The sequence below is a fragment of the Nitratireductor sp. GCM10026969 genome (genome assembly GCF_042660605.1).
Taxonomy (GTDB): domain Bacteria; phylum Pseudomonadota; class Alphaproteobacteria; order Rhizobiales; family Rhizobiaceae; genus Chelativorans.
In genome coordinates, this window is record NZ_JBHSUM010000050.1 from 1 (window position 1) to 13,557 (window position 13,557).

Annotated in this window: 13 protein-coding genes and 1 tRNA gene; 4 read left to right on the top strand and 10 right to left on the bottom strand. The window is 62.4% G+C overall.

The window, feature by feature from the left end; translation table 11 throughout:
- Positions 1–528 precede the first annotated feature (528 nt).
- Both ACFP9U_RS12265 and ACFP9U_RS12270 read left to right on the top strand, forming a co-directional pair.
- The gene (locus ACFP9U_RS12265) at positions 529–1,098 is read left to right on the top strand and encodes an ester cyclase (protein ID WP_378621751.1); all 570 of its coding nucleotides are present in this window, start codon (positions 529–531) and stop codon (positions 1,096–1,098) included.
- A 418-nt stretch (positions 1,099–1,516) separates the two neighbouring features.
- Positions 1,517–1,972, top strand: coding sequence for a hypothetical protein (locus tag ACFP9U_RS12270; protein WP_378621753.1), 456 nt, complete (start codon positions 1,517–1,519; stop codon positions 1,970–1,972).
- Positions 1,973–2,003: 31 nt separating this feature from the next.
- Here ACFP9U_RS12270 and ACFP9U_RS12275 read toward each other — a convergent pair whose 3' ends face one another.
- The 4 genes from ACFP9U_RS12275 to ACFP9U_RS12290 form a co-directional block, all read right to left on the bottom strand.
- Positions 2,004–2,777, bottom strand: coding sequence for an SEC-C metal-binding domain-containing protein (locus tag ACFP9U_RS12275; RefSeq protein ID WP_378621754.1), 774 nt, complete (start codon positions 2,775–2,777; stop codon positions 2,004–2,006).
- The gene (locus ACFP9U_RS12280; RefSeq protein WP_378621756.1) at positions 2,699–4,351 is read right to left on the bottom strand and encodes a hypothetical protein; all 1,653 of its coding nucleotides are present in this window, start codon (positions 4,349–4,351) and stop codon (positions 2,699–2,701) included. Before ACFP9U_RS12280 ends, ACFP9U_RS12275 begins: the two co-directional genes overlap by 79 nt.
- Positions 4,352–4,707: 356 nt before the next feature.
- Positions 4,708–4,784, bottom strand: a tRNA-Arg gene (locus ACFP9U_RS12285).
- 52 nt (positions 4,785–4,836) lie between these two features.
- Positions 4,837–6,000 (bottom strand): M20 aminoacylase family protein, encoded by a 1,164-nt coding sequence (locus ACFP9U_RS12290; protein ID WP_378621757.1) that lies wholly within the window; start codon positions 5,998–6,000, stop codon positions 4,837–4,839.
- A gap of 187 nt (positions 6,001–6,187) precedes the next feature.
- Between ACFP9U_RS12290 and ACFP9U_RS12295 the strand changes: the two genes are divergently transcribed.
- Together ACFP9U_RS12295 and ACFP9U_RS12300 are read left to right on the top strand one after the other, a co-directional pair.
- Positions 6,188–7,294, top strand: coding sequence for a D-alanyl-D-alanine carboxypeptidase family protein (locus tag ACFP9U_RS12295; RefSeq protein ID WP_378621759.1), 1,107 nt, complete (start codon positions 6,188–6,190; stop codon positions 7,292–7,294).
- Position 7,295: 1 nt separating this feature from the next.
- Positions 7,296–8,351, top strand: a complete 1,056-nt coding sequence (locus ACFP9U_RS12300) for a CobW family GTP-binding protein (RefSeq protein WP_378621761.1) — start codon at positions 7,296–7,298, stop codon at positions 8,349–8,351.
- Positions 8,352–8,399: 48 nt separating this feature from the next.
- On the opposite strand, the gene ACFP9U_RS12305 is transcribed toward ACFP9U_RS12300, so the two are convergent.
- The 6 genes from ACFP9U_RS12305 to ACFP9U_RS12330 all read right to left on the bottom strand — a co-directional run bounded on the left by ACFP9U_RS12305 (position 8,400) and on the right by ACFP9U_RS12330 (position 13,539).
- Positions 8,400–9,620 carry an MFS transporter gene (locus ACFP9U_RS12305; RefSeq protein ID WP_378621762.1) on the bottom strand — a complete coding sequence of 407 codons (1,221 nt, stop codon included), beginning with the start codon at positions 9,618–9,620 and terminating at the stop codon, positions 8,400–8,402.
- Between the two features lie 145 nt (positions 9,621–9,765).
- Positions 9,766–10,029 carry a sulfurtransferase TusA family protein gene (locus tag ACFP9U_RS12310; protein ID WP_378621764.1) on the bottom strand — a complete coding sequence of 88 codons (264 nt, stop codon included), beginning with the start codon at positions 10,027–10,029 and terminating at the stop codon, positions 9,766–9,768.
- A 10-nt stretch (positions 10,030–10,039) separates the two neighbouring features.
- A complete protein-coding gene (locus tag ACFP9U_RS12315; RefSeq protein WP_378621766.1) occupies positions 10,040–11,236 on the bottom strand; it encodes a hypothetical protein in 1,197 nt (398 codons plus the stop codon).
- A gap of 181 nt (positions 11,237–11,417) precedes the next feature.
- Positions 11,418–12,368 (bottom strand): acetyl-CoA carboxylase carboxyltransferase subunit alpha, encoded by a 951-nt coding sequence (locus ACFP9U_RS12320; RefSeq protein WP_378621768.1) that lies wholly within the window; start codon positions 12,366–12,368, stop codon positions 11,418–11,420.
- Positions 12,369–12,459: 91 nt separating this feature from the next.
- On the bottom strand, positions 12,460–13,386 hold the full coding sequence (locus ACFP9U_RS12325; protein WP_378621770.1) for a site-specific tyrosine recombinase XerD: 927 nt from the start codon (positions 13,384–13,386) through the stop codon (positions 12,460–12,462).
- A 6-nt stretch (positions 13,387–13,392) separates the two neighbouring features.
- Positions 13,393–13,539, bottom strand: a complete 147-nt coding sequence (locus ACFP9U_RS12330; RefSeq protein ID WP_322452942.1) for a histidine kinase — start codon at positions 13,537–13,539, stop codon at positions 13,393–13,395.
- Positions 13,540–13,557 lie beyond the last annotated feature (18 nt).

A 13,557-nucleotide genomic window follows, 5' to 3' on the forward strand; every position in this document is an offset into this window, starting at 1 on the left:
TTCGACAAGCAGACGCTCGGCAAAATCGAGCCGCATGTTGGTGAGGAACTTGTAAGGCGGCTGTCCGAACGTCTTCGCAAATGCCTGGATGAAGTGATTGGGTGAATGGTTGCAGAGCGCCGCAAGCGCGTGGCCCCGCTCCGGCTCCGGTCAGCAAATATATCAGCAGTCTTGAGCGGGGCGTCGGAACCCCATGTCATCAGCCTTTACGAACTCGTGCAGCCGCTGGAGGTCAGCCATGCCAAAGCTGGACCTGCCTGACGAGGAAACCGGCGGTGAGAAACTGATTGGAAGGGGTCGACGGGTTCAAGGTCGCCCAACGCGCACCTGAAATCGGGGTGCTAAAGCGTCCAGATTGATATGTGGGTAGTGGATGGGATCCATTCAGGAAAGGGGGGGGCCGGTAGGTGGGTCAAGCTTTGTCTGGCAGGAAGATGAGACCCGCGATGGCAACAAGCATGAGAGGCTTTGTCACCCTTTTGTAACCCACATCGACAACATCCAAACGTCACATCAGAATAAACCACTGTGTTAAGTGACACGCTATTTTGCCTCTGGCCGCTTCCTAACCCATTGAAAGTAAAAGGGTCAAATTCTGGCACTTTCAGTTATTTTGCCCTTTTTGCCAGAGTATTTGCCGTTGCGCGACTGGGCGGCGGCATCGGGCTCAAGGGCGACATAGAAAATGGCCTCCGCTACGTTTGCAATTCTCACATGAAGAACAGCGGGATCCAGGACGCCCTTATGTCAGCCGATACCTCGAAGGAACTCGTCAAGCGGTTCTATGAATGCCTGTTTCAGGACTTGCAGGCTGCGCTCCCGTTGGTAGCTGACGATTATGTCGATCACAACAACGAGCAGGCCGGGCGTGGCGCAGAGGCCCTTCGCGCGCATGTCGCAGGACTGCTGACTACGTTTCCCGACTTTAGGATGCAAATCGAGGACATGATCAGCGACGGCGACCGAGTTGTCACTCGCGTCACGGGCGAAGGGACGCACTCCGGGCGGTGGATGAACATTGAGCCTACAGGGTCAATTGTGAAGGTGAAGGGCATCAACATCGATCGCGTTTCAAACGGGCGGATCGTGGAGCATTGAGGCGAAGCCGATACGGTCGGGATGTTGCTCCAGTTGAGGGTTGATCCCTTTGCGGGACGTTCAGCCTGATCGACCGCCACCATTCGGCAGAAACGGACCGAATTCACCTGCTCGCGGAGGTCGCGAAAGGGTCGATCTATCCAGCTCCTTCTGTCTCAGAAGGGTGGAACTGTGCCGTTTGTCGCACCCAGGAGCCGACAATTTCCATCGGTGCTCGAAACCTGACATCAACGGATGGACCACCTTCACTCCACGGCCGCCCCAGTTTGCTGAGCTAGACGCACAGAACCTGACATGAAACCGGTGAGACCGGCGCAGGTGCAGCGAATCACAGATTGGAAATATCAACATTGACGCGCAGGCACGAAGCTATGCCGGAGAGCAGGGGCGGCTTGCCGGAGAGGCGTTCGAGGAAACTGTGGCGCAGCGCCTGCGTGAACTCGGCCTGGATGCTACCCCGCGATCAAAATTGTCTGCCATCCTAAACCAGAAAGTGCCGCCGGAGTTGGGCGATGTCGATGTTTTTGCCATCACCGAGGCTCGGGATCGTGTCTACGCGATAGAGGCGAAGGATTTGAGGCTTTGCCGCACAGAAACAGAGGCAGCAGCCCGAATGTCGGAGTACCGAGGTCGGACCATTCGGGATTCAAAAGAGCGTGAAAAACCGGATAAGATGCTTCGTCACGTCCGGAGAGTTCAATATCTGCGGGAGCGAGCGGATGCGATAGCAAAAAACTTGAAGCTGCCGAAAATCCCCGAAGTTAGAGGACTCCTGATTGTTGACGCTCCACAGCCGATGAACTTTCATATGCTTGACGATTTGGCTGACGGCGATAGCGCCTTCCTCGACACCATCGCGGATTACAAGTTTTAGAACGCTACGAACGATTTTCTGATCGCGACGTTCAGCGACCATGACACTTCTTGTATTTCAGCCCGCTCTGACATGGGCAGGGATCGTTGCGCCCTGGTTTGCGCCCGACCCGGGGCATTTTTTGTGCTTGAGCGGCCGGAGGCTGGGAGTGGGCCTGTGCACGCTTTTTCATCCGCTCCGCATCATCATAAATGTGGGCGTTGTTGTCGATGCGCGAGGAAGGTTTGGCGACCTCGAATGTATATGCCGTCTTATAGATACCGCCAGCAGTAGCTTCGATCATGATCCCGGTCATGTCAGCGGTCGGGGTAAGGAGCGCTGCGGCACCGGCTTTATCGTGGACTTTTTGCCAGTCAATCTTATCGCCTGATCTCTGCAACCAGATAAAGAAGGGCGTGTCACTTCCGTAAAGGAAGTAGCGGGCGGGATGCTTGTTGAGCGACTTGCGAAGCTTGGCCAGCATCGTCGCAAGGTCGTTCCGGTCTTCCTCACCAAGGTTCCGGATGTGACTCTCAGCCGAAAGCCATCCTGATGCACGACGGGCATCGAGCGCTCCGAGAAGTTTCAGTACTTCCTGCGGGAACTCCTGTGCAGGAAAGGGGCTGCTTTCCCAGTCTTCGCCCTCGAAACTCCGGTCGACGTCGTGGCTCATACCATCCCAAACGACCATACTCGCCTTGCCGTCCTTAAGTTGGTCGGCCATGTCCTGGTCGAATCGATTCTTCTTTAGATAGGCGCCAAGGTGATCGACTTCATCGAAGAGATGGGCGCCGCGCAGACCTGCGACGGCCTGTCGAACTTCCATATAATGGGCAAACTCCCCGGGCGTAGGTAGCAGTCGCTTAAGCACGAACAGGTCATCGATGGAAAGTGACACGAATGCATGTTTCCCGAGCAGCGACTCGACTTGCGGCAGCTCCTTGCAGAGGTCGAAAACGGCGAGAACGATTCTACCGTCAAGCCAATCGGCACCATCACGCGGTAGTCCGCACGCCGGACACGCGCGCACTCGACGTACTTGCCGTCGACAAAATGGTAGAGTGGTACTTCATCCGCCGAGTTGAGATAGTTGAAGAAGCGCTCGCTCTGCTTGTAAGCCTTGATGACCAGGTCCTGCACCGATTGGGCGTGCCGACCGAAGTCGAGCGCCGGAGACGCGATGGTCGCGGCCGCCCCGGCCTTTGCTTCAACGAGAAACAGCACATCTTCAATCAGGATTAGCGTGTCGTTTTCCGACCATTGTTTGCTTGCCGGGTCCTTGTAGTAGACCTCTTGAAGAACTTTCGCGCCCGGCAGCTGGGCGTTCAGGATGTCGGCGAAAGCGGCTTCGCTCATCACCTTCTGCCGCTGATTGAAAGCCACCTTGTAGTCAGGCTTATGCTGCAGCAGATTGAACAGCAGCGCACGATATCCCGCGTCGCGAGTGAAGCATGGGTCGACCGCGTAGTAGTCGGAGCCGAGCTGGATAAGGGGCTTCTTGCGGGCAGGCAGCGTCCGGTACGGGGTGCCCGCATGGTCTCCGGGCGCGAAGAACTCCTTCTCTTCTCCGCGCTGGTAGGCGAGATCCGCCAGTAGAACAGATGGAAGATTGGTGTGACGGCTCACGTTGGCAACGCCACCCCGGAGCATGTCATCAAACGCCAGCCCGGCGGCCTTTGCTTGTTCCGCGTTGTCCGCCGCCCAAGCCTCCATGACCTCTTCCAGACGCTTACCTTCCGCCCTGGCGAAGGCCTGTACCGCGTCGAACTGCTTCATCATTTCCATGATGGCGTCGGCATGGCCGGAGCGCGTGGCATCGGTCATGGCTTGAAACCCGATCGCGATCTCTTCAGCACCGACGCCATAAACCTCTCTCAGTACATCGTCGTGCGGCGCGAGCACGTAGCGGTAAAATTCGCCCTCCAGAACTTGATAGCGGTTCCCGCGAAGCAATACCCAGGTGGATTTTGCGTGGTATTCTATGTCGGCAGTGTCAGGGCCGAAAGCACCTTCCTTCGTGTCAGCCGATGTGGCCATAGCGTAGAACATGGCCTGTTGCCGCAGCTCACGACCAAGCTCAAAGAGTTCTGCGCATTTCTCTTCGTCAAAATTGACTTTCTCAGGAGCCGGGTCGGACGCGAGAACCGCGTGCACATACTCCAGCAGGAACTGGTTCTCGGTGATGAGGTCGTCAGGGTCAGCTGCCTCGCGTTCTTCCGCAGTAATGTCCTGTTCCGACATCGCTTTCATCATGCGCTGAGCATAAATGTAGCCGAGTAGGTCGTGAGGTGGCATGGCAACAATCAGGGCGCGCATGCGCGCGGCCGTCGTTTCCATGTCTCTCAGCAGGGAGGATGCGGCCTCCTTGCGCTTCTGTTCAGCTGCGTCATCTGGTTGCATGACAGTCCCCCACTAGTTTCACTTTAGCTCAGGACTTTGCTTAGTGCAGCAGTGCCAATTCGGCCGCCTTTAGGAGGTCTCGGGCCAAAACTAAATGACCGAGATGGGGCGCACAGCGCTTGCTCCTGCGGCGTGGCGGGGAACGACTGTACAGGGCTCGAAGTGTGAATCGCGCTCGCCGAACGCACTTCTAAACAAGATCTGCCATTCTTGAGAGACGCAAAAGCCCTCGATCCCGCTACTCATTGCACCGACACGATCGAGCGGTGGCAGGAGATAGGTCAGTATTGCTGCCTCAAAGGCAATATAGTGTCCAAAAAGGCAATTTATCGTGGCAATCGACAAACTGATTTGAATGGCGATCCCGGCAGGATTCGAACCTGCGACCCTCAGATTAGGAATCTGATGCTCTATCCTGCTGAGCTACGGGACCGGAAACACGCCACTCATAACGCTTCATGGCCGTTTCGCCAAGCCGAAATGGCTTAGCCGGAAAGGGCTGTTTCCGCCAGCCGTACCCAGTAGCTCACCCCGTGCGGTATGGCGTCGTCATTGAAGTCGTATTGCGGACTGTGGAGGGGAGCGCTGTCGCCGTTGCCCAGGAAAATGAAAGCGCCGGGGCGCGATTCGAGCATATAGGAGAAATCCTCCGCAGCCATCAACGGGCGTGCGTCGGTGTCGACCCGCCCCTCACCGGCGATCTCCCGTGCCACATCGGCGGCGAACGCCGTTTCACCGGCGTGGTTGAAGGTGACGGGATAGTTGTTCCGGTAGTTTACCTCCACCTCGGCGCCATGTGCCGCGGCGACGCCCGCGCAAATGGCGCGCATCCTCTCCTCGGCGCGCGTGTTCGAGGTGCTGTCGAGCGTGCGCACGGTGCCGCCGAGTTCCACCTTGTCGGGGATGACATTGTGCGTCTCGCCGCCATGGACCTGCGTCACCGATACGACGAGCGCGCCCAGCGGGTCGGCATTTCGCGAAGCGATCGTCTGCAGGGCAACGATGATCTGCCCGGCCGCCACGACCGGATCAACGGTTGTGTGCGGCATCGCCGCGTGGCCGCCCCGGCCATGGATGGTGATGGCGAATTCGGCGGTGGCCGCCATGATGGGCCCGGGCCGGATGGCGAACTGGCCGACCGGCAGGCCCGGCAGGTTGTGCATGCCGAAGACGCGCTCGATCGCAAAGCGCTCCATCAGGCCGTCCTTCACCATCTCGCGACCGCCGCCTCCACCCTCTTCCGCGGGCTGGAAAATGACCGCGACCGTCCCGGAGAAGTTACGCGTTTCGGCGAGATAACCGGCCGCCCCGAGAAGCATGGCCATATGTCCGTCGTGACCGCAGGCGTGCATGCGGCCTGAGACGGTGGAGCGATAGGCAAGCCCGGTCTCCTCCTCCATCGGCAGGGCATCCATGTCGGCGCGCAGACCGATGCATGGGCCTTGGCCGCGCTTTCCACGGATCAGCCCGACGACCCCCGTCCGGCCGATCCCGGAGACCACCTCGTCGCAGCCGAGCGCGCGAAGCTTCGCCTCGACGAAGGCCGCCGTCTCGTGCACGGCGAACAGGAGCTCGGGCGTGCGGTGCAGGTCCCGGCGCCACTCCCTGATCTCCCCATGCAGTTCGGCAGCGCGGTTCAGGATCGGCATGGAAAGTTTCTCCTTACTTGAAAATCACGGAAGAAGTGCAGCGCAATCGAAGCGGCGGCTTTGCCATCGTCGCGACATATGCGCTAGATAACGAAGCGGCCGGAAAGCCGGACGTCCGCGGCGGCCCGCCCGGCCATCTTACGGATATCGGCGCCACGCAGGCAACACATGGAATCGGGATAACCCCATGCGCTCTTGGCACAGCGGAAAACTGTTCATAGCGGCAGCGTTCATGCTGGCGCTCTCCTCAATGCACGCTCTCGCCGGTCCCTATCTGCTCTTCGATGTCGGCAGCGGGCGGATCCTTGCCGAGGAGGATGCGTTCAAGCGCTGGTATCCCGCCTCGCTCACCAAGCTGATGACCGCTTATGTCGCCTTCCAGGCGGTCAGGAACGGCGAGATGCAGATGAACTCACCCGTGCGCATCTCGCAGAATGCGGCCAAGGAGCCGCCAAGCAAGATGGGCTATAAGCCCGGCTCGGTCCTCACATTGGACAACGCGCTGAAGATCATCATGGTGAAGTCGGCCAACGACATCGCCACGGCGATCGCCGAAAGCGTCGGCGGTTCGGAACAAGCTTTCGTCGTCCGCATGAATGCCTATGCCGAGCGGCTCGGCATGACCGGTACCCACTACGTCAACGCGCATGGCCTGCATTCCACCGGGCAATACTCGACCGCGCGCGACCTAGCGCTTCTGGTACGTGCCATCCGCACCGAGTTCCCCGCCTATGCCGGCTATTTCTCCATCGAGGGCGTGCGCGACGGCGAGAGGGAGTTCACCAACTACAACTACCTGATCGGCCGCTTCCAGGGTGCTGACGGCATGAAGACCGGCTATGTCTGCGCCTCCGGGTTCAATCTCATCGCCACGGCAACCCGCGGCCGGCGCACGCTGGCAGCCATCGTCCTGGGCACCCACTCGCAGGTGGAACGGGCCGAAAGGGCGGCCGAACTGCTGGCGCAGGGCTTCCAAAAGCGCAGTTTCGCCGCGCAGACGCTGGCAAGCCTCCGCCCGTCTTCGCCTGATCGGCATGTCGCAACCGACATGCGGCCGGAAATCTGTTCCGCCGAAGCCGTCGCAAAACGCCGCGGGCACCGCGACGAGCAGGGCCGCCTCGTCTTCGATTCGCCCCTGATCAGGCCGATGACCCGCGAGCCGCAGATCGTCGCGGTGGGCCTGGGCGGCGCCGACGGGCCGGAATCGACGGCGCCGCGCTATGCCGACGTGCCGATACCGACGCCGCGCCCACCCTATCCTGGGCGGCAGGCCGTCGCCAGCGAAGGCGACTGAGATGGCCTCGCGCATGCCGATCGCTCTGAGCGTTTTGACGGGCTTCCTCGGCGCCGGCAAGACGACGCTTCTCAACCGGCTTCTGAAGGACCCGTCGCTCGCCGGAACGGCCGTCATCGTCAACGAGTTCGGCGAGATCTCCCTCGACCATCTTCTGGTGGAGCGAGCCTCGGACGGGATCATCGAACTGGGCGACGGCTGCCTGTGCTGCACGGTGCGCGGGGCGCTCGTCGACACGTTGTCCGCGGTGGCCGAGCGGGGTGGGACCTTGCGCCGGGTCATTGTGGAGACGACCGGCCTGGCCGACCCGCTTCCCGTCCTGCAGGCGATCATGGCCCATCCGGCGCTTTCCCACCTCTACCGGATCGAGAGTGTGGTGACGGTGGTGGACGCCGTCAACGGCGCCGCCACGCTGACCGCGCACGAGGAGGCACGTCGGCAGGTCGCCGTCGCCGATCGCCTGGTGCTGACCAAGTCCGACCTTGCCGATGCGGGCGCGCGGCAAGATCTCGTCCGCGCGTTGAGAGCCCTCAATGGCGAGGCTCCCCTTCTCGATGCGCAGGCCCCCGAGACGGTGTCCGCGGCCCTCCTGGCGGCAACGGGCCGAGACCGGGGAACTGACCCCGCGTCGGGCCATGACGAAGATGGGCACGAACACCATCATCTTCATGATCACGCGCACGAGACCGCCTTCCAGACGGTTTCGCTCAGGCACGACCGCCCGCTGCCACGCGCGACGGTCGAAAACTTTCTCGACCTCTTGGCCACCCAGCAGGGCGACCGCATCCTGCGCATCAAGGGGCTGGTCGAGACGGTGGAAGATCCGGCGCACCCCATGGTGATACAGGGTGCGCAGAGGCTGCTCCACCGGCCCGAGTTCCTGGAGAGCTGGCCCGACGGCGACCGCGGCACACGGATCGTCGTCATCGGCCACGCGCTGGACACGACCTATGTCGAGCGCATCTTCGCCGCCTTCGCGGGGCAGGCGGCGGTCGATACGCCCGACCGTGCCGCCCTCGAGCAGAACCCGCTGTCGGTCCCGGGTGCCCGTTTCTGACCGGCGCATGCGGCCAAACGTACAGGCTCCACGGCCGTGGCGCCGGGCCTATGCGATCCCGCGCCTTCGCCGCGTCGCCGCAACGGTGAAGGCGGTGAGCGACGCGGCCATGATCATCGCTGCGCCGAAACCAAAGGCGCTAGCGTAATCGCCCTGAGCCGAGAGCGGCTGGCTGATCAGCGGCGAGATGAACTGCCCGAAGAAAATGCTGGCCGTCAGCATGCCGGCCACCCGCCCGCGTTGACGCTCGTCCGCGAGTCCCATCGCCGCCGAGTTGAGATTGGGCATGACGAGGCCGATGGCGCATCCCGCCAGCAGAGCGCCGGGCAGGATCGCCGTATAATCTTCTGCCAGCGCGACGATCCCGAGGCCGCCCGCCAGCAAGAAAAAGCCCAGCGCAAACACCCCCGCCACGCTCACATGCCGGCGCACGCGGCCGTAACAGAAGGACATCAGCGCCGATGCGAGCGTCATGAGTCCCAGCGCCATACCGGCCAGGATGGGTGCGGCTGTGCCGAGTTCGCGCAGGTGGAACGGCAGCTGTGTCGGCATCAGGTAGAAGACGATGCTGTTGAGGACTGCGGCGACAAAGACGGCCGTCAGCGGGATCGTGAACAGTCCCGCCGAGGCGGCGCGCGGGGAAGCCGTGTCCGCCCGTCTGTCCAGCACGGGCTCCGGAATGAAAAGGGCGATCGCCGGCAGGAGGCCGAATGCGATGGCGTAAATGAAGAAGGGTGCGCGCCAGTGCAGCTCCGCCAGGAGCCCGCCGCCGGTCAGGAAGACGAGCCCGCCCATGCCGATGAAGGCCGCCTGAAGGCCCATGAAGCGGTCTCGGCCGGCACCGCTGAAGAAGTCGCCCACCAGCGCGGTCGCGACCGTCATGACACCGGCCACGGCGACGCCGAGCAGCGCCCGCCCGATGAGCAGCCCCGGAAGGCTGTCGGCGACGAGACCGGAACTGCCGGCAAGCCCATAGAGGATCACCGCCGCGATGGCCACCGGGCGGCGACCGTAACGGTCGGCCAGAACACCGGCGAAAGGCGCACTCAAGGCGATGAAGAGCGCCGGAATGGTGAGAACGAGGCGGGTCAGAATGGCGGCTTGCGGGTTGTCGGAGAAATGGGACTCGATCGCCGGCAGCGCCGGCGAGATCGTCGCGCCTGCCATGATGGTCAGTGCCGCAAGGAAGAGGATCGTGGCGTTGCGCGCCGCCGTTCCTTGCGGGTGCGACGCGAAGGCGGGGGAGATGTCGTCGACCGGCGTCCTCATGGAGAGACCTCCCGCCGCTCCACGGTTTCACGCCGCGGAAAATTCTTCGGCGCAAGGAGATTGCCTGTTCCTTCGAAAATCATATTTCGGATGGGCTCCTCATCAAACGGGAGCCACACCACTACAACCTCAAGGAAAGTTGAGGTCAACCGGAAATATCTGTTTCCGCCAGCCGGGCCGGGCCGCGCTCGATCAGGAAATGGTGGCCGCCCGAAACGGCCAAGGTTTCCAGTAACCTGTGTCCTTCCTGCGTACAGAAGGCTGGGATGTCTATTGCCGCGAGGGGATCCGTCGTTTCCACCCACAGACGGGCACCGGGGCGCATACCGGCAAGGCGCTTGCGGGCCTTCAGGACCGGCAGGGGGCAGTTGAGCCCTTTCAGATCGAAAGTATCCGCGGCGGTTTCCAAGGCGTGCGGGTCAGCGGTCGAAGAGGTTCATGAACCGGTCGACGACCTTCGGCCGGGAGGACGCTTCCGGTTCCTCCTGATTCGAGGCCCGGTTCGGATTCGGCGCGGGAACGGGCAGGGAGCCCGTGGTTAGCGGCGGTGCGCCCATTTCGCTTTGTGCATTGGATGCACCGAACGCCGAGGCGTAGGCCGAAACCGGTGTCTGCTCCGCCGCGGGCTCCTCGCGCGCGGCCACGGCGACCGATGGCAGCGACGGCGGCTGCTGCGAGACCTTCTCACCCCTGGCCCGGCGCTGGCTCCAGTCTGCGACGAGCAGCGCCTCTTCCCGACCCACAATCGACGGCAGCGGCTCCGGGTGTTTCTCGGCCTTCACGGCCTTGGCGAAGGCGATATCCTGCTGTGCCTTGTACTTCTGGTAGGCCCGCACCAGCGTCTCGGGCTGCGTGGAGGGCGGACACACCTCGTTCGCCTCGAACGAATGACCTTCCGCCGGCGCGCGGTTAAAGACGTAGCGCCTCTCGCAGACATCCACCCTCGGCGGCTGCTTCGTGATCTCGAAGTGGTCGTAGCCTTCCTTGAGCATCGTCCAGAACGGATAGTTCGGGTCGTTGCGATAGCGCGCCATGTTCTGGGGCGTCATGCGGAAGGGGAAGGCCTGCACCTGGAACGCCTGCTGGCCGCCGCGGAAGGCATCACGCGCGAAGGCGTAGATCTCTTCCACCTGCTCGTCGGTCATGGAGTAGCATCCGGCCGACGAGCAGGCGCCGTGCACCATCAGGTGCTTGCCCGTCCGGCCATTGACGCTGTCATAGGCGTTGGGAAAACCGATATTGAAGGACAGGTGATAGCTCGACCTCGGGTTCATTTGTGCCGGCCGCACCGAATAGAAGCCTTCCGGCGCCTGCCGGTCGCCTTCGGTGTATTTCGGCCCCAGCTCGCCCGACCATTTGCAAATATCATAGCTGGTGACGAGGTCGTACCGGCCATTCTGCTTCTGCTTCCAGACCTCCAGCACACCTTCTTCCTTGAAGATGCGCATCATGATGGGGGCGTCCTTGCGCATCCCCTTCGCCTTGATGGTCTGGACAAGTCTCGCCGGGAGCTCCCGCTCGGCCTTGGGAGCAATGTCTTCGAGCGACTGGCCACTGCAGGCGGCGAGCGCAAGTGTAGCGGTCAGCAGGGCAGCGCGTGCGATGCGGCTCATCATGCGAACGATCTCTGTTTCCCCTCCCTTGGCCGCGATGGCAAAGGGCGTCACCCCACAACTAAACACCCGTTAGGCTTGACAAAATGTTACCGGGACCGTGTGGACGCACAAATCGTGCTTACCATTGAAGCCGATGAGAAGGCAAGATTATGGCGTGGATGCGCCAAAGAGGGCCGTTCGCTTAGAGATTGCGGCCGATGGCCAGGAACTTCTCGCGGCGGTGTTCGCGATAGTCGCCGCCCCGCTCCGCCAACTCCCGGAAGCCTTTTTCGATGGTCTCTCCGGTCGCCGCGATGGCCGTTTCGCGCGCGCGGTGGGCACCGCCCAGGGGCTCGGCGATGATGCCGTCGATCACCTTGAGCTGAAGAAGATCCTGGGCAGTGATCTTCATGTTGGTGGCCGCGTCCTTGGCACGGGTGGAATCGTGCCAGAGGATCGAGGCCGCCCCTTCGGGCGAGATCACCGAATAGATGGAATGCTCGAGCATGTAGACGAGATTGGCCGTGGCAATCGCGATGGCGCCGCCCGAGCCGCCCTCCCCGATGATGACGGAAATGTTCGGCACCGTCAGGCTCAGACACTTGGAGGTGGAGCGGGCGATGGCCTCGGCCTGGCCGCGTTCCTCCGCCCCGATGCCCGGATAGGCGCCTGCCGTGTCCACCAGGCTGACGACGGGGATTCCGTAGCGGTCGGCGAGATCCATCACGCGCACCGCCTTGCGGTATCCCTCGGGCCTGGCCATGCCGAAATTGTGCTTGAGCCGGCTCTGGGTGTCGTCGCCCTTTTCCTGGCCGATGACGGCGATCGGTTCACCGTTGAAGCGCGCGAACCCGGTCACCACCGCCTGGTCCTCACCAAAGGCGCGATCGCCCGCCAGCGGCGTGAAGTCGGTGAAGAGCGCCTCCACATAGTCCATGCAATGCGGCCGGTCGGGATGGCGCGCGATCTGTGCCCTCTGCCAGGGGGACAAGGCCTTGTAGATGTCGCGCAGCGCCTCTTTCGAGCGCTTCTCCAGCCGTAAGATCTCCTCGGCGACGTCGACGGCTTCGCCGCTATCGGACAGCTTCTTCAGTTCCAGGATCTTGCCTTCGAGGTCGGCGACCGGCTTTTCGAAATCGAGATAGTTGTACATTCACCCGCCAAATCGACACGAGAACTCGGGTTCGGGCACTGAAAAGACAATGACGGCCCAGGATCGATGGCCTCACATAGCGGCCATAAGCCTAATCGGCAAGCGGATGATGCTTTTGCACCAGTTCCTGCAAGCGCTTTTCCAGAACGTGCGTGTAGATCTGGGTGGTCGAGATGTCCGAGTGCCCGAGCAGTTGCTGCACGGCCCTGAGGTCCGCCCCGTTCTGCAGGAGATGGCTGGCGAAGGCGTGCCGCAGCACATGCGGTGAGACTTTCGACACGGCAATGCCGGCGCGCGCGGCGAGCCCCTTGAGTTCACGCGCGAACACCTGCCGGGGCAGATGGCCGCTTTCCGATGCCGCCGGGAAAAGCCAGGGGCTTTCGGCGAGCTTCGGATGGCGCGCGCGTTCCTGGAGCCAAAGGGCGACCGCCGCCCGCGCCTTGGCCGATAGCGGCACGATGCGCTCCTTGCCGCCCTTGCCGCGGACGGTGAAGAAACGCTCGTCGCGCAAGGCCACCGTGACGGGCAGGCTCACCAGCTCCGAAACCCGCAGGCCCGAAGCATAGAGCACCTCGAGAAGCGTTGCGAGACGCTGTGCGGCCAGCCTCTCGGGCGTGCCCTCGGCTGCGGCCTGCCCTTCCTCGGCCGCGCGCTCGAGCAGACGCTCCGTCTCCGCCTCGCTCAGCGTCTTCGGCAGCGGCCGGCCTTTCTTCGGGCTGTCGAGCACGCCCGTCGGGTCATCGCCGCGAAGACCTTCGGCATAAAGGAACTTGAAGAACTGCCGGAGCGCCGACAGCTTGCGCGCCTGGGTGGTGGCGGCGAAGCCGCGCGCCGTCATGTCGCTGATAAAGGCGCGGACACCCGCTGGGCTCGCGCCGGCAAGACCGCCTTCAACGCCGGTCAGAAAGGCATCCGCGTCCTCCAGGTCGCGGCGATAGGAGACAAGCGTGTTGTCGCTGGCCCCGCGCTCGGCGGCCATCATCTCGAGAAACGCTTCGATCTTCGCGCCGCTCGCCATGCCCGTTCAGCGCTGCTCAAGCCGGTCGGCCGGGACCTGGAGCATCATTTCAGCCCTATTCGGTTCCACGAACGTGGCCAGCGCGAACATGGCACCGTAGACCATGCCGACCAGGATCGCGATCACCGTCAGAAGCCGAAAGAGGGTCGGCATGTCGCTCCCGCTTGCTCG